General features: G+C 33.3%; 14 protein-coding genes. 10 read left to right on the top strand and 4 right to left on the bottom strand.

The genetic code is table 11. From position 1 onward, the window contains the following. Window positions 1–78: 78 nt before the first annotated feature. Both G5V56_RS03485 and G5V56_RS03480 read left to right on the top strand, forming a co-directional pair. On the top strand, window positions 79–1,257 hold the full coding sequence (locus G5V56_RS03485) for an acetyl-CoA C-acyltransferase (RefSeq protein WP_166961492.1): 1,179 nt from the start codon (window positions 79–81) through the stop codon (window positions 1,255–1,257). Window positions 1,258–1,267: 10 nt separating this feature from the next. Continuing rightward, the gene (locus G5V56_RS03480) at window positions 1,268–2,017 is read left to right on the top strand and encodes a C40 family peptidase (protein ID WP_166961489.1); all 750 of its coding nucleotides are present in this window, start codon (window positions 1,268–1,270) and stop codon (window positions 2,015–2,017) included. A 54-nt stretch (window positions 2,018–2,071) separates the two neighbouring features. Here G5V56_RS03480 and G5V56_RS03475 read toward each other — a convergent pair whose 3' ends face one another. Both G5V56_RS03475 and gyrA read right to left on the bottom strand, forming a co-directional pair. Next, window positions 2,072–3,325 (bottom strand): tetratricopeptide repeat protein, encoded by a 1,254-nt coding sequence (locus tag G5V56_RS03475; protein WP_166961486.1) that lies wholly within the window; start codon window positions 3,323–3,325, stop codon window positions 2,072–2,074. A gap of 26 nt (window positions 3,326–3,351) precedes the next feature. Beyond that, the gene (gyrA, locus tag G5V56_RS03470; protein WP_166961483.1) at window positions 3,352–5,907 is read right to left on the bottom strand and encodes a DNA gyrase subunit A; all 2,556 of its coding nucleotides are present in this window, start codon (window positions 5,905–5,907) and stop codon (window positions 3,352–3,354) included. Window positions 5,908–6,169: 262 nt separating this feature from the next. Between gyrA and G5V56_RS03465 the strand changes: the two genes are divergently transcribed. The 5 genes from G5V56_RS03465 to G5V56_RS03445 all read left to right on the top strand — a co-directional run bounded on the left by G5V56_RS03465 (window position 6,170) and on the right by G5V56_RS03445 (window position 11,788). Beyond that, window positions 6,170–8,722 (top strand): ATP-dependent Clp protease ATP-binding subunit, encoded by a 2,553-nt coding sequence (locus tag G5V56_RS03465; protein ID WP_166961480.1) that lies wholly within the window; start codon window positions 6,170–6,172, stop codon window positions 8,720–8,722. A gap of 118 nt (window positions 8,723–8,840) precedes the next feature. After that, complete coding sequence (locus G5V56_RS03460) at window positions 8,841–9,398, top strand: RNA polymerase sigma factor (RefSeq protein ID WP_166962150.1); 558 nt, start codon at window positions 8,841–8,843, stop codon at window positions 9,396–9,398. Between the two features lie 11 nt (window positions 9,399–9,409). Continuing rightward, on the top strand, window positions 9,410–9,973 hold the full coding sequence (locus G5V56_RS03455; RefSeq protein WP_166961477.1) for a hypothetical protein: 564 nt from the start codon (window positions 9,410–9,412) through the stop codon (window positions 9,971–9,973). After that, the gene (locus G5V56_RS03450) at window positions 9,951–11,039 is read left to right on the top strand and encodes a DUF4097 family beta strand repeat-containing protein (RefSeq protein WP_166961474.1); all 1,089 of its coding nucleotides are present in this window, start codon (window positions 9,951–9,953) and stop codon (window positions 11,037–11,039) included. The genes G5V56_RS03455 and G5V56_RS03450 overlap by 23 nt, the downstream gene beginning before the upstream one ends. 14 nt (window positions 11,040–11,053) lie before the next feature. Further along, complete coding sequence (locus G5V56_RS03445; protein ID WP_166961471.1) at window positions 11,054–11,788, top strand: head GIN domain-containing protein; 735 nt, start codon at window positions 11,054–11,056, stop codon at window positions 11,786–11,788. A gap of 56 nt (window positions 11,789–11,844) precedes the next feature. Here the strand turns inward: G5V56_RS03445 and G5V56_RS03440 are convergent, their stop codons facing one another. Further along, window positions 11,845–13,161 carry an MFS transporter gene (locus G5V56_RS03440; RefSeq protein WP_166961468.1) on the bottom strand — a complete coding sequence of 439 codons (1,317 nt, stop codon included), beginning with the start codon at window positions 13,159–13,161 and terminating at the stop codon, window positions 11,845–11,847. Window positions 13,162–13,226: 65 nt separating this feature from the next. Next, window positions 13,227–14,045, bottom strand: a complete 819-nt coding sequence (locus G5V56_RS03435; RefSeq protein ID WP_206285866.1) for a M48 family metallopeptidase — start codon at window positions 14,043–14,045, stop codon at window positions 13,227–13,229. 163 nt (window positions 14,046–14,208) lie between these two features. On the opposite strand from G5V56_RS03435, the gene msrB (G5V56_RS03430) reads away from it, so the two are divergent. The 3 genes from msrB (G5V56_RS03430) to G5V56_RS03420 are packed head-to-tail and all read left to right on the top strand — an operon-like array spanning window position 14,209 to window position 15,623. After that, the gene (gene msrB / locus G5V56_RS03430) at window positions 14,209–14,685 is read left to right on the top strand and encodes a peptide-methionine (R)-S-oxide reductase MsrB (protein ID WP_166961465.1); all 477 of its coding nucleotides are present in this window, start codon (window positions 14,209–14,211) and stop codon (window positions 14,683–14,685) included. Then, a complete protein-coding gene (gene msrB / locus G5V56_RS03425; RefSeq protein WP_166961462.1) occupies window positions 14,678–15,079 on the top strand; it encodes a peptide-methionine (R)-S-oxide reductase MsrB in 402 nt (133 codons plus the stop codon). Before msrB (G5V56_RS03430) ends, msrB (G5V56_RS03425) begins: the two co-directional genes overlap by 8 nt. Next, window positions 15,069–15,623, top strand: coding sequence for a DUF1572 family protein (locus G5V56_RS03420; protein ID WP_166962144.1), 555 nt, complete (start codon window positions 15,069–15,071; stop codon window positions 15,621–15,623). Before msrB (G5V56_RS03425) ends, G5V56_RS03420 begins: the two co-directional genes overlap by 11 nt. Window positions 15,624–15,672: the final 49 nt, after the last annotated feature.

Raw genomic sequence — 15,672 nt, 5'->3', positions numbered from 1 at the left:
TTTTATAATAGAGTATTCGTTCTAATTTCTATTAAAAATTGATTAATTTCGCAACTACATAACTAAACGATAAGAATAATGAGTAAAGAAGTGGTTATTGTATCTGCTGTAAGAACCCCTATTGGGAGTTTTTTAGGATCGTTATCAACTATTCCTGCTCCAAAATTAGGAGCCATAGCCATTAAAGGAGCCTTAGACAAAATACAATTGAAACCAGAACTGGTTCAAGAAGTTCTTATGGGCAATGTTGTTCAAGCCGGTGTTGGTCAAGCACCCGCAAGACAAGCTGCTATATTTGCAGGTATCCCCAATACGGTTCCATGTACAACTATTAATAAAGTTTGTGCATCAGGAATGAAGGCCGTTATGCAAGCTGCTCAATCTATTACGCTTGGTGATGCCGATATTATTGTTGCTGGAGGCATGGAAAATATGAGCTTAATCCCTCATTATTTATACCAAAGAACAGGAACTAAATTTGGCTCAACAACCTTACTTGATGGGATGCAAAAAGATGGTTTAGTAGATGCTTACGATCAAAATGCTATGGGAGTTTGTGCTGATGCCTGTGCAACGGAATATAAATTTTCTAGAGAAGATCAAGATGCTTTTGCAATACAATCCTATAAACGATCTGAAGCCGCTTGGAACGATGGAAAATTTGAGGATGAAGTTGTACCTGTAGAAGTACCTCAACGACGCGGGGATGCTATTATAGTTAGTAAGGATGAAGAATTTACTAATGTGAAGATTGAAAAAATACCTAGTCTTCGTCCTGCTTTCACGAAAGATGGCACTGTTACTGCGGCCAATGCTTCAACCATAAATGATGGAGCTGCTGCTTTGGTATTAATGAGTAAAGACAAAGCGAAAGAATTAGGCTTAAAAATTCTTGGCACAATAACTGGTTATGCCGATGCTGCGCATGAACCTAATTGGTTTACAACAGCTCCCGCCAAAGCATTACCGAAAGCTTTAAATAAAGCCGGCATCTCAATTAAAGATGTTGATTATTTTGAGTTTAATGAAGCCTTCTCTGTGGTTGGTTTAGCAAACATGAAAATTCTTGGGCTTACAGATAAAAATGTGAATATTAATGGTGGCGCTGTGTCTTTAGGTCATCCTTTAGGATGTTCAGGAGCACGTATTTTAGTGACCTTAATACATGTTTTAGAACAAAACAACTCAAAAATTGGTGCTGCAGCTATTTGTAATGGTGGTGGTGGTGCATCAGCAGTTATAATAGAACGTAACTAATTTTTTCTGAATGCAATACGGAATTTGTAATTTAAGCATTGTTCCCTTAAGACTTGAACCTTCTGATAAGAGTGAATTGATATCGCAATTATTGTATGGTGACTATTTTAAAATACTAGAACAACGCAAATTTTGGAGTAAAATACGACTTGCATTTGATTCTTACGAAGGGTGGATTGAAAACAAGCAATATTTAGAAATAGAAGAGGAAAACTATAAAATATTACACCATTCCAAACCAAAACTATCTATTGATTTAGTTGAATTTATTCAAGATAAAAACGATCAATTACATCCTATTTTATTAGGGTCTTCATTAAACGGATTATCCTTACTTAACCATTCGCATGACGGTCATCTTGTAGAAGGTAAAAAAGAAAAAAGCAACCTCATTCAAACTGCTTTTTTATATTTAAATGCTCCGTATCTTAATGGTGGTAAAAGCCCATTTGGTATAGATTGTTCGGGATTTACTCAAATGGTTTACAAACTTAACGGATACAGTCTTTTACGCGAGGCTCCACAACAAGCTACACAAGGAGAAGCTCTCAGTTTTATAGAAGAAAGCGAGCCTGGTGACTTAGCTTTTTTTGATAATAATGAAGGTGATATTGTGCATGTTGGTATTATTATGACCGATAATTATATTATTCATGCAGATGGTCAGGTAAGAATTGATAGGTTAGACCATTCAGGAATCTATCATGTCGATAAAAAAATACACACTCACAAACTTAGAGTCATTAAAAAAATAATATAAAAAAAGCCGCAAATTGCGGCTTTTTAATTATTCTAAAAGATAGAAATTATAGAATTAGTTTTCATTTTCTATAGATTCAACCTTTGCTTTCATTGTTTTATATTTTGCAGTTTCACCAGTCACACTATAAATATTCATTAAGGTTTTTGCTGCACTAAGATTTTTAGAATCAATATCAAGGGCTTTTTCTAAATAAGGAACCGCTTCTTCATATAATCCTTGACGTTTTTCACGTAATTCATCATAACGTAAATTATCAGCTTTTGATGTTCCAAGACTATTCATCTCTTCTATAATAGGTTGCTCTTGATTAAGAATTAAAGCAGCTAGATTAATATAAGCATTTATATAAGTAGGATCTAATTCAATAGCTTTATTGTAATAAGTTTTTGCATCCTCTGGATGCTCTGATTCTGAAGCTATAACTCCTAAGTTATATTGTAATTCTGGATTTTTAGGATCTTTAGTAGTTGCAAGTTCCAAGAGTTTTTTAAACTCTTCTTTATTCCCCATTTTATAGTAAACATTAGCTTCAGAAAGTATTAAATTAATATCATCTGGACTTTCTGCTCTGGCATCTTTCATTGCTTCAAGCGCTTTCTCATTATCATCTTTACTAACATAAATAAGCGCTATATTCTTAACGATTTCAGCTTTTTTAGATTCTGTCATTCGGTCAGACGGTTTAATATGGGTTTTAGCTTTAACAGATAAATCTCTCATATTTTTATTTTGAAAAAGTTCTTCTTCTCCAGTATCTGCTTTTACGGCATAATATTGTTTTTCAATACCAGTATATCCTAAGTCTTTAAGCTCTTTATAAAGCTTTAATGCCCTATCATAATCTTGGTAATTTACCGCAGTAGCTGCTGCATAATATAGATAAACTGTATCTTGTACAGACGCTCTATAGGCATTTTCAAAATCGTGTGAAGAAGTTACATAATCTTTTTTCTCATAGGCTTCATTACCTTTGGTTAGTAAATGATTAACCATGTTTCTCTTTAGTTCAGATATTTCATCTGTATAACCATCTGTTACTTTACCTATAGATTCTAAAGCGACATCAATATCTTTATTAGAACCAGCACCGTTAGCATAAAATGCTTGTCCCTTAAGATAATAATATTCTGATTTGTACTTATCTTCCATAGTAGGAAGCATAGATTCTAGTTGACTTAATGAAGCTTTAGCTTCTGCATAATTATTGCTTTTAATTGATTTTTCAACAGCTCTCAACTCTTTCTTTTGACCAAACGAAAAGGTGCTAATCAAGAATGCTAAAGCTATTATAACTTGGTTTTTCATTTTTAATAATTTTTAATGTTAATGTGTTAATTGTTATCTTCTGTATTATCATTATCAAGAGTTGTGCCATGTCCCAACTCTTCATTGTTTTCAATGGTTTCATCATTTTCTTCAACATCATCATCATGCATTACTTTTGCAACAGCAGCAATAGAATCTCCGTTTCTTAAATTTATTAATTTTACTCCTTGTGTTGCACGTCCCATCACCCTTAGATCTTGAACTGACATCCGTATAGCGATTCCAGATTTATTGATAATCATTAAATCATCACTATCCGTAACACTTTTTATAGCTACTAAATTACCGGTTTTTTCAGTAATAGAAATAGTTTTTACTCCTTTGCCTCCACGGTTTGTAATTCTGTAAACTGGTTCACCATCCTCTGGATCGTCAATATAAGTTCGTTTTCCATAGCCATTTTCAGAAACTACTAATACAGACTCTTCTTGCGGATTATCAATAGTAACCATACCAATTACTTCGTCCTTTGGATTAGCTAGACTAATACCTCTTACACCAGAAGCATTCCTTCCCATTGGTCGCGTTTTGGCTTCTTCAAAACGAATCGCTTTTCCTGATTTAAGAGCTAACATTACCTGACTTTCACCAGTAGTAAGTCTCGCTTCTAACAGAATATCGTCCTCTTTAATGGTGATTGCGTTGATTCCGTTAGTTCGAGGTCTAGAGTATTGTTCTAAAGATGTTTTCTTAACCTGTCCGTTCTTGGTTGCCATTATGACATAATGACTGTTTATATAATCTTCATCTTTTAAATCTTGAGTACAAATAAATGCTTTTACCGCATCATCTTGCTCGATGTTTATTAAGTTTTGGATTGCTCTACCTTTTGAAGTTTTGCTTCCTTCTGGTATTTCATAAACACGCATCCAGAAACATTTTCCTTTTTGAGTAAAGAACAACATGTATTGATGGTTTGTACCCACAAATAAATACTCTAAGAAGTCTTCATTTCTGGTTGTAGATGCTTTTTGTCCTACTCCACCTCTGTTTTGCGTTTTATATTCAGATAAAGATGTACGTTTAATATAACCTGCATGCGAAATCGTAATTACAACTTTTTCGTCCGGAATCATATCTTCAATACTTAAATCGCCACCAGCATACTCAATAACTGAGCGTCTTTCATCTCCATACTTATTTTTGACTTCTATAAGCTCTTCTTTAATGATTTCCATACGACGTTCTTTTTTATCAAGAATATCTTTTAAATCTTCTATGGTTTTCATTAAATCTTCGTACTCACTTCTTAACTTGTCTTGTTCTAAACCAGTTAATTGGCGTAGACGCATTTCTACAATAGCTTTTGCTTGAAGTTCTGATAGCTCAAAACGTGCTATCAATTTCTCACGAGCCTCATCCGCATTTGAAGATGCACGAATTAAAGCAATGACTTCATCAATATTATCCGAAGCGATGATTAAACCTTCTAAAATATGAGCTCTTTCTTCTGCTTTACGCAATTCGTAAGTCGTTCTTCTAACAACAACCTCATGCCTGTGCTCAACAAAATAATGAATCATATCTTTTAGATTCAATAATTGAGGCCTGCCTTTAACTAAGGCAATATTATTTACACTAAATGATGATTGTAGTTGCGTATACTTATATAACTTATTTAATACGATGTTTGGAATAGCATCTCGTTTTAAAACATAAACGATACGCATTCCGTTTCTATCAGATTCATCACGAATGGTTGCAATACCTTCTAGTTTTTTATCATTAACCAAATCAGCAGTTTTTTTAATCATATCTGCTTTATTGACTTGATAAGGTATTTCTGTTACAATAATACATTCACGTCCAGCTACCTCTTCAATATTAGCCTTACCACGCATTACAATGCGTCCACGACCAGTTTGAAAAGCCTCCTTTACACCGTCGTAGCCATATATAGTTCCTCCTGTTGGAAAATCTGGTGCTTTAACGTGCTTTATAAGTTCATCTACTTCTATATCATTGTCATCAACATAAGCAACAATACCATCAACGACTTCACTTAAGTTATGTGGAGGCATATTGGTTGCCATACCAACGGCAATACCAGAAGCTCCGTTAACTAAAAGTCCTGGAATACGAGTTGGTAATACGGTAGGTTCATTAAGCGTGTCATCAAAATTTAATTGATGATCGACTGTTTCCTTATCTATATCTGCTAACATGTCTTCAGATATTTTGCGCATACGTGCTTCAGTATAACGCATGGCCGCAGGACTATCTCCATCAACCGATCCAAAGTTACCTTGTCCATCAACAAGCATATAACGTAAACTCCACTCTTGTGCCATACGCACCATGGCATCATAAACCGATGTATCACCATGTGGATGATACTTACCTAAAACTTCACCAACAATTCTTGCCGATTTTTTGTGGGCCGTATTTGACCTAACTCCTAGCTCATGCATTCCAAAAAGAACACGTCTGTGAACTGGCTTTAAACCATCTCTTACATCTGGTAAAGCACGTGACACAATGACCGACATTGAATAATCAATGTAAGCCGATTTCATTTCATCTTCTATGTTAATTGGAATAAGTTTTTCTCCCTCAGCCATATATATTTAATTAGTTGTTTTTTCGAATATTTCAAACCGTGCTAAGATAACTATTTCATCAGTTATATCAGGACTTTTCCGCCTGTTTTTTAGTGTTTTTTTATTAACAATTTAGCATGCGAATTTCGTTAATAAGTATGCTTTCAAAAATTTTGATTTTTTAAAGTTTTTTTCGTCAATTAGCGACTTACAGACAATTTAAGGTATAGTTTTTGAATTTACTAAATTGTTTTATTACTTTTAAAGCAGAAAGGAACTTATTATGGATGATAATTTTTCACCAAGAGTAAAAGATGTTATTGCTTATAGCAAAGAAGAAGCACTGCGTTTGGGTCACGATTTTATTGGTACTGAACACTTAATGCTTGGTCTTTTACGTGATGGAAATGGTAAAGCCATTAATATTTTAAATGCTCTTGAGATTGATTTAAATCATTTGAGACGAAAAGTTGAAATATTAAGCCCCGCAAACCCTAACATTACTGTAACTTCTAATCAAAAAAAGAATTTACATCTTACAAGACAAGCAGAACGAGCTCTGAAAACAACATTTTTAGAAGCTAAACTTTTTCAAAGTACGTCTATTAATACAGCGCATTTATTACTCTGTATTTTACGTAACGAAAACGACCCTACTACCAAGCTTTTAAATAAGCTAAAAGTTGATTACGACAACGTTAAAGAACAATTTAAATTTATGATTACTAACGACAACAATTATATTGAACCTAAATCTGAATCGTTTCAAGATGATGATACAAGTTCTGAAGGTGATACTTCAAAAGACAATTTGTTTAATACGCCTGCTGCCGGTAAGACTAATAAAAAGTCAAAAACACCAGTATTAGATAATTTTGGTAGAGATTTAACCGCTTTGGCAGAAGAAGGAAAATTAGATCCTGTTGTAGGACGTGAAAAAGAAATTCAACGCGTCTCTCAGATTTTAAGCAGGCGTAAAAAGAATAATCCTCTTCTAATTGGAGAGCCTGGTGTTGGTAAATCTGCTATTGCCGAAGGTTTAGCCCTTAGGATTATTAAAAGAAAAGTGTCAAGAATTTTATTTAATAAAAGAGTTGTTACGCTAGATTTAGCAAGTTTGGTTGCTGGCACAAAATATCGTGGACAGTTTGAAGAACGCATGAAAGCCGTTATGAACGAGCTTGAAAAAAATGACGACGTGATCTTATTTATTGATGAAATTCATACGATTGTTGGTGCTGGTGGAGCAACCGGAAGCCTAGATGCCTCCAATATGTTTAAACCGGCTTTAGCACGCGGTGAAATTCAATGTATAGGAGCAACAACCCTTGATGAGTACAGACAATATATCGAAAAAGATGGCGCTTTAGAACGTCGTTTTCAAAAGGTGATTGTGGAACCAACAACAGTTGAAGAAACTATAGAAATTCTTAACAATATAAAAGGTAAATACGAAGAGCATCACAACGTTGATTATACACCAGAAGCCATCGAAGCTTGTGTAAAATTGACTAACCGTTACATGACGGAACGTTTTTTACCAGATAAAGCTATTGATGCATTAGATGAGGCTGGTTCTCGTGTTCATATCACTAATATTGAAGTGCCGAAACAAATTTTAGAGCTAGAAAAACAGCTTGAAGATGTTAAGGAAACCAAAAACTTAGTTGTAAGAAAACAAAAATATGAGGAAGCAGCTAAGTTAAGAGACGATGAAAAACGCATAGAAAAAGAACTTCAAATTGCTCAGGAAAAGTGGGAAGAGGACACAAAACAACACCGCGAAATTGTTTCTGAGGATAATGTAGCTGATGTCGTTTCTATGATGACTGGCATTCCAGTTAATAGAATTGCTCAAACCGAAATTAATAAATTGGCTGAGTTACCAAATCTCATCAAAGGAAAAGTAATTGGTCAAGATGATGCTGTAGCTAAGGTTGTTAAAGCCATTCAGCGCAACAGAGCGGGGCTAAAAGATCCTAACAAGCCCATTGGGTCATTTATATTTTTAGGTCAAACTGGTGTTGGTAAAACGCAATTAGCTAAAGTATTGTCAAGAGAACTATTTGATAGCGAAGAAGCACTTGTGAGAATTGACATGAGCGAATACATGGAAAAATTTGCTATTTCAAGATTAGTAGGTGCACCTCCAGGATATGTCGGTTATGAAGAAGGTGGACAACTTACAGAAAAAGTAAGACGCAAACCTTATGCGGTGATTTTACTTGATGAAATTGAAAAAGCACATCCAGATGTGTTTAATATGTTGCTTCAAGTTCTTGATGATGGCTATCTAACAGACAGTTTAGGTCGCAAAATTGATTTTAGAAATACCATTATTATTATGACATCTAACATTGGTGCTCGTAAACTTAAAGACTTTGGTACAGGAATTGGTTTTGGTACGGCTTCTCAAAAATCTCAAGAAGACGCTAATGCAAAAAGTGTTATTGAAAATGCACTAAAAAAATCATTCGCGCCAGAGTTTTTAAATAGAATTGATGATGTGGTTGTCTTTAATACTTTAGAAAAAGAAGATATTAATAAAATCATTGATATTGAATTAGAAAAACTTTTACTGAGAATAAAAGATTTAGGCTACACTTTAAAACTGAGTAAAAAAGCCAAAGATTTTATTGCTGAAAAAGGGTTTGATAAGCAATATGGGGCTCGACCTTTAAAAAGAGCTATTCAAAAATATATTGAAGATGCTTTAGCTGAAGAAATAATTACCTCTAATGTACAAGATGGTGACAAAATCATTATTGATTTAGACAGCAAAACGCAAGAACTTAATATCAAGATTGAAAAAGCAGAAAAACCTGCAGAATCTTAATTTTTTAAAACCCTAAAATTTATTGAATTCCTACATTATACATGATGTGGGAATTTTTTTTTATAAAACTGTAACAAATCAAAAACATAATCATCATTATAATACCAATTTGTTTTTAGTGACGCTAACCAAACTAAATATTGAACAACTTATAGAGCTATGTAAATCTGGCAAGCAATCTGCTCAGTTAGAAGTATACAATAGATATTATAAGGCCATGTATAACGTTTCGTTAAGAATTGTTAAAGATTCTTTTGAAGCTGAAGACATCATGCAAGACTCTTTTTTGATGGCGTTCACAAAATTAGATAGTCTTAAAGATGTCAAAATATTTGGAGCTTGGTTAAAACGAATTGTAATAAACAACAGTATTTACCATTACAAAAAGAATAGTAAATACAACAACGTTCCTCTAGATGATGTTATTTATAAAGTTGAAGACACAAATGATGGAATTGATAGTCAACATGAGTTTACAAACCTTAAAGTCAATCAAGTTTTAGAAACTATGAAAGAATTCAAAGAAAATTATCAAATCTGTCTAAATCTTCACCTTATTGAAGGATATGATTACGAGGAAATTTGTGAGATTATGAACATTTCTCATGCTAACTGCAGAACGATGATATCTCGTGCTAAAGATAGTTTAAGAAAAAAGTTAGAACTAGTCGCTTAAAAAAGGAACCTATGGAAAAAGATAATATTAATAAGCTTTTTGAAGAATTACGTTCGGAATTTGATATTGAAAATCCAAATCTCGGACATCAAGATCGGTTTTTATCAAAACTTAAAAATCAAGAACTTGTAGCTAAAAAAAATACTTCGGGCGCTTCTAATTTCTGGAAAACCTTCTTAAGTATTGCAGCATCATTAGCTATTTGTATTAGTTTAATCACACTATTAAAACCAGCTGAAGAAACTAATGATCTAGCGAGTGTTTCACCTGAAATGTCTAAAACAGAAAATTTCTTTACTACGGCAATTTCAGAAGAATTATTAAAACTTAATGATGCTAGAACGCCAGATACCGAAGCACTCATTAATGATGCTATGAAGCAAATGAAAATTCTTGAAAAAAATTATGAATCTCTTAAAATTGATTTGACCGAAAGTGGTGATGATAAACGCGTTATCTATGCCATGATTTCGAACTTTCAAACCAGAATTGACATCTTAAAAAATGTCATGGAAACCATTGAAAATATTAAACTACTTAAAAAAAATAATCATGAAAACTCAATTACTATATAAGGTTATTTACCTATTATTTTTAATCCCAACTATTGTTTTAAGTAACAATACCTTAAAAGGAGGGAAATACGAAAAAGAAAAAACAATCAAGAAAGAATACACTGTAAACAGCAAGGCACTTTTAAAAATTGATAACAGCTATGGAAATATCGATATTGTTACCTACAACGGAAATAAAATTGCTATTGAAGTTACCATAAAAGTGAGTGGTAACGACGAAGACAAAGTAATGAAAAAATTAAGTGATATTACTGTAGACTTTAGTGCGTCGTCAAGTTTAGTTGAAGCCAAAACTATTTTTAATAATAACAAAAAGTCATGGTGGAACTGGGGCGGTAGTAGCAATGTAAGTATGGAAATTAATTATCTTGTTAAACTTCCCATTTCTAATAGCGTAGACTTAAATAATGATTACGGAAGTATTAATTTAGATAAGTTAGAAGGAAAAGCAACCATCAACTGCGATTATGGAAAAATTACTACTAAAGAATTAATGGCCGAGAATAATGTTCTTGCTTTTGATTACACTAACAACTGTTATTTTGAATATATAAATAGTGGAAAAATAAATGCAGATTATAGTGGGTTTACCGTCGCTAAAACTAAACATCTTGATATAAATGCAGACTATACAAAATCAATTGTTGAAATAGCTGAAGATGTAAATTTTAATTGTGATTATGGGTCTATAAATATTAATAATGCCAACAACATTACAGGAAATGGCGATTATTTAACCATGAGATTTGGAGATATCTACAAAAATCTAAATATCAAAGGAGATTATGGTTCACTTAAAATTGACCAAATGACAGCTAATGCTGGAAATATTAATATTGAATCTGATTATTTAGGAATTACCATTGGCTACCATCCTGACTATCATTTTAATTTTGAAATTTCAACAGAATACGGATCTATTAGAAATACAGATGGTTTTGAATTCACTAAAAAACGTATCGAGTCCAATGAAAATTACTATCAAGGCTATTTTGGCGCTAGTAATTCATCAAACTTAATTAAAATAAATTCCGAGTACGGAAGCGTAACCTTTAAAAGAAACTAATCAAATTTTAAATTATGAAAACATCATTCAAAAATCAAACAGTACTAATTATAGCATGCTTATTTTTTGCAACCACAACCTACGCACAATGGGGTAAAACGATTAGAGGAAATGGTAATATAACCACAATAACAAGAACGACTTCTGACTATGACGGTATAAAATGTGCTGGTTCCTTTGATTACATTCTTGTAAGCGGAAATGAAGGAAACATTAAAATTGAAGGTGAAGAAAATTTACTTGAATATATTGTTACCGAAGTTAAAGGCAATAACTTAATTGTAAAAGTAAAAGACCATGTAAACTTAAAAACAAGCATGCGAAAAACTATAAAAATAACCATTCCTTTTAAAGACATTAGCAAAATATCGCTTGCAGGTTCGGGAGATTTATGGAACGACGATTTAATTACATGTGATAATCTAGATGTATCTCTAGCTGGGTCTGGTGATGTTATATTACATGTAAATGCTTCGAATATAAAAGGATCTGTAGCTGGTTCTGGAGACCTTACATTTAAGGGTAATACAAATAGCCTAGAGGCTAAAGTAGCTGGTTCGGGAGATTTTCATAGTTTTGAATTACAGTCAAAAAACACAGATATTTCTGTAGCTGGTTCTGGCGATGCTGAAGTTACGAGTACAGAAAGTATAAAGGCACGAGTAAGTGGCTCGGGAGATATTGTTTACAAAGGACATCCTAAAAAAGAAGATACTAAAGTAGCAGGATCTGGAAGTATTTCAAGCTAATTTTAAACTAAATAAATCAAACTATAAACGGCGCCTAAGGCGCCGTTTTAATTGAATTAAGATTCTTTTGGTACTTTAAACAAGAGTACGATTCCCATAAAGAAGAAAATAAATAAAAATAGAACGGCATTGCGCATACTTCCTGTTACTTGAGCTACAAAACCATAGAGAAACGTCCCTATAATAATTCCTATTTTTTCAGCAACATCATAAAAACTAAAAAATGACGCTGTATCAGTTGTTTCCGGTAAAAATTTAGAATAGGTAGACCTGGATAATGCTTGAATTCCTCCCATTACAATACCTACACAACCAGCAGCTATATAAAAATCCATAGGTGTGATTACAAAATATGCATAAACACATATAATTGCCCATATCATATTAATCAATATCAAGGTTTTTATATTTCCTAAAGTTCTTGAAATAATTGCTGTAACGGTAGCCCCTAAAATAGCAACAACCTGTATAACCAAAATGCTTACAATGAGCCCCATAGTCCGCTCTGCATCTGTACCCCATGCGATTTCTTCTTCTCCAAAGTAAGTTGCAATAAGCATAACGGTTTGTACGGCCATACTATAAACAAAAAATGCACCCAAATATCGTTTTAGCTTTTCATTCTCTCCTAACTGATTCCAAACTAATTTTAGTTCTTTAAAGCCATTTAAAATAATATGCTTTTTGGGTTGTTCTTTTTTGGTTCCTTTTGGTAAATAGTAAAATGTATATTGACTAAAAAGAATCCACCAAATACCAACAGAAACAAAAGAATATTTCATTGCTTTTATTTCAGCAAGACCGCCAGCATCTGAAATAATTCCAAAAAAATCAGGCTTCATTACCATTGCTAAATTAAATAACAAAAGAATAACGCTTCCTACATACCCTAAAGAAAAGCCCTTAGCACTAATTCTGTCTTGTTGATTTGGAAATGCAATATCAGGTAAATACGAATTATTTATAGCGAAACTAACCCAAAAGCCAACTAAGCCTAAAAAGTAGCATATCAAACTAAAATAGATATGCTCCAAAGAAAACCAATATAACCCTACACAAGAAAGTCCACCTAAATAACAAAAGAATTTCATGAATACTTTCTTATTTCCTAAATAATCAGCTACACCAGAAATTAAAGGCGTAATTATAGCAATAAATACAAAAGCCATAGACGTTGTATAACTTATTAAAGGGGCTCTGGCGATGTCTCCACCAAAAACTTTTACTTTTTCAATATCTGCAACTCTAAATAGTGTTCCGTAATAAATAGGGAATATTGCCGAAGCAATAACTAAACTATAAACTGAGTTCGCCCAGTCATAGAAAGCCCAGGCGTTTAATAATTTTTTACTTCCTTTTTCTAATCTATTCATAATAAAAAAAGCTGCTTTTTATAGCAGCTTCTAAAGTAAACAAATATTTTAAATGATAACTGTATTTAATTTTTAAAGCTAGTAACACCAAACTTTCTTGCTTCTTCTTTTGCTTTAGGAGCTAAAGCTGTAAGGTTTGCGATCCGTGACTGGTTAGAAGGGTGTGTGCTTAAAATTTCAGGCGGAGCTTGTCCTCCACTTTGTGCGCTCATTCGTTTCCATAGCTCAGCAGCTTCATCAGGGTTGTAACCAGCAATTGCCATTAGAATGATGCCAATGCTATCCGCTTCCGTTTCATGGCTTCTACTAAACGGTAACATCACTCCTACTTGAGAGCCAACACCATAATATTGATTGAAAGCATTTCTTGATTTTTCGTCTTTAATAGCTATGTTTCCTGCAACTGCCAAACCTTGCTGAATCATTCCTGCACTCATCCTTTGTTGTCCATGATTGGCCAATGCATGTGCAACCTCGTGTCCCAAAATAGCAGCTAAACCTGCTTCACCTTTTGCTATTGGTAAAATACCTGTATATACCACAATTTTACCTCCTGGCATACACCAAGCATTGACGGTTTTATCATCAACTAAATTATATTCCCATTTGTAATCTTTCAAATAACCAACATGTCCATTAGCATTAAGCCAGCGTTCCGCCGCAACTGCAATTTTCTGACCAACACGAGTTACCATAGCAGCATCTGCTGTTCCTTTAATAACTTTATTATCAGTTAAAAATTGATCGTATTGAGCAAAAGCAGTAGGAAATAATTGAGAATTTGGCACTAATGCCATAGTTTGTTTTCCTGTAAATGGATTCGTGGCACATGATAAAATTAACACCAAAATAGCCAGTAAAACACTTACTTTTTTTATTTTCATATTCATGTAGTTTATTATTAATTTATAAATGTACAAAAAATGTACCTTTAGTGTTTAGACCCAAAACTATTTTATTAGTCACTTTAAATCATTCAATAGTTTTTCAATGCAAATATGTTATTTTTTAAAAAACTATGCGACTAAATCAAAAAAAATAAGAATAATGAAAAAATTAATAATTATAACTTTAATAATTACGTGTTTTAGTTGCAATAGCAATGCTCAAAAGACAAAAAAGGATTCAAAAACCTATTCCGTTACCAAAACAGAAGCAGAATGGAAGGCTGAATTATCCCCCATGGCCTTTTATGTGCTAAGAGAAAATGGGACTGAACCTAGGTTTTCAAGTCCGTTAAATAAAAATTACAAAGAAGGAATTTATGTATGTGCTGGTTGCAATACACCCTTGTTTAAAAGCGAACATAAATATGATTCAGGATCTGGATGGCCCAGTTTTGATAAAGAAATTAAAGGAAACGTAGCATTTTCAAGTGGTTCTGAAATGTATGGAAGAGAAGAACATTGTGCCGTTTGTGGCGGTCACTTAGGGCATGTTTTTAACGATGGTCCAAAAGAAACCACAGGATTACGCCATTGCATCGATGGCGCCGCATTAAAATTTATACCAAAAAATGAGTAAATACAAGATAGAAAAAACAGAAAATGAATGGAAAGAACAACTTACTGAAGAGCAGTATAAAGTTCTGAGACATAAAGGTACCGAAAGACCTCATACAGGAACGTATAATCTTCATTTTGAAAACGGCACTTATGTCTGTGCTGGTTGCCATCAACCCTTATTTAAAAGCGATAGTAAATTTGATGCACATTGTGGCTGGCCGAGTTTTGATGAAGCAATCAAAGGAACGGTAGACTTTATATTAGATAAATCGCATGGTATGATTCGCACAGAAATAGTATGTTCAAACTGTGGCGGACATTTAGGTCATGTGTTTAATGATGGCCCAACAGAAACAGGAACGCGTTATTGTGTGAATTCATTAAGTATTGATTTTAAAAATGATGAAGACTAGTTATCTTGAAAGTGCCATAAGGCAATTTGAATATTACAAAAGTTTAGGCGATAAAACGTTTGATCAATTGCAATTTGAAGAATTGCAAAAAGAATTTGCCAAAGACTCCAATTCCATTGCCATTATTGTTAAACATTTAGTTGGAAATATGTTAAGCAGGTGGACCGACTTCCTTACTGAAGACGGTGAAAAAACTTGGCGGCAACGGGACTCAGAATTTATTGATACATTCCACTCAAAAGATGATATTATTACAAACTGGAATAAAGGCTGGAATTGTTTGTTTGGAGCAATACGTCCGTTAAATGATAATGACCTGGAACGTATTATTTACATTAGAAACCAAGGACATACAATCACAGAAGCAATTAACAGACAGTTATGCCATTATGCATATCATGTTGGGCAGATTGTGTTTATAGGAAAGCTTATTAAAGGAGAAGAATGGAAATCTTTATCTATTCCTAAAGGAGATTCTTCAAAATATAATCAAGAAAAATTTAGTAAAGCAAAAGACAGAGGTCATTTTACGGACAAATTATAAACCACTAGAATCAAAAAAAGTGCCTTTACAAAATTTATAAAGACACTTT

The organism is Yeosuana marina (genome assembly GCF_011762485.1).
GTDB lineage: Bacteria > Bacteroidota > Bacteroidia > Flavobacteriales > Flavobacteriaceae > Yeosuana > Yeosuana marina.
Note: the sequence above shows the minus strand (reverse complement) of the source record. Positions and strands in the feature narration are given on the sequence as shown.

Bases quoted from the DNA above. Each gene is read 5' to 3' on its own strand.
- G5V56_RS03485 (WP_166961492.1), top strand. From the start codon at position 79: ATGAGTAAAGAAGTGGTTATTGTATCTGCTGTAAGAACCCCTATTGGG.
- G5V56_RS03480 (WP_166961489.1), top strand. From the start codon at position 1,268: ATGCAATACGGAATTTGTAATTTAAGCATTGTTCCCTTAAGACTTGAA.
- G5V56_RS03475 (WP_166961486.1), bottom strand. From the start codon at position 3,325: ATGAAAAACCAAGTTATAATAGCTTTAGCATTCTTGATTAGCACCTTT.
- gyrA (WP_166961483.1), bottom strand. From the start codon at position 5,907: ATGGCTGAGGGAGAAAAACTTATTCCAATTAACATAGAAGATGAAATG.
- G5V56_RS03465 (WP_166961480.1), top strand. From the start codon at position 6,170: ATGGATGATAATTTTTCACCAAGAGTAAAAGATGTTATTGCTTATAGC.
- G5V56_RS03455 (WP_166961477.1), top strand. From the start codon at position 9,410: ATGGAAAAAGATAATATTAATAAGCTTTTTGAAGAATTACGTTCGGAA.
- G5V56_RS03450 (WP_166961474.1), top strand. From the start codon at position 9,951: ATGAAAACTCAATTACTATATAAGGTTATTTACCTATTATTTTTAATC.
- G5V56_RS03445 (WP_166961471.1), top strand. From the start codon at position 11,054: ATGAAAACATCATTCAAAAATCAAACAGTACTAATTATAGCATGCTTA.
- G5V56_RS03440 (WP_166961468.1), bottom strand. From the start codon at position 13,161: ATGAATAGATTAGAAAAAGGAAGTAAAAAATTATTAAACGCCTGGGCT.
- G5V56_RS03435 (WP_206285866.1), bottom strand. From the start codon at position 14,045: ATGAAAATAAAAAAAGTAAGTGTTTTACTGGCTATTTTGGTGTTAATT.
- msrB (WP_166961465.1), top strand. From the start codon at position 14,209: ATGAAAAAATTAATAATTATAACTTTAATAATTACGTGTTTTAGTTGC.
- msrB (WP_166961462.1), top strand. From the start codon at position 14,678: ATGAGTAAATACAAGATAGAAAAAACAGAAAATGAATGGAAAGAACAA.
- G5V56_RS03420 (WP_166962144.1), top strand. From the start codon at position 15,069: ATGAAGACTAGTTATCTTGAAAGTGCCATAAGGCAATTTGAATATTAC.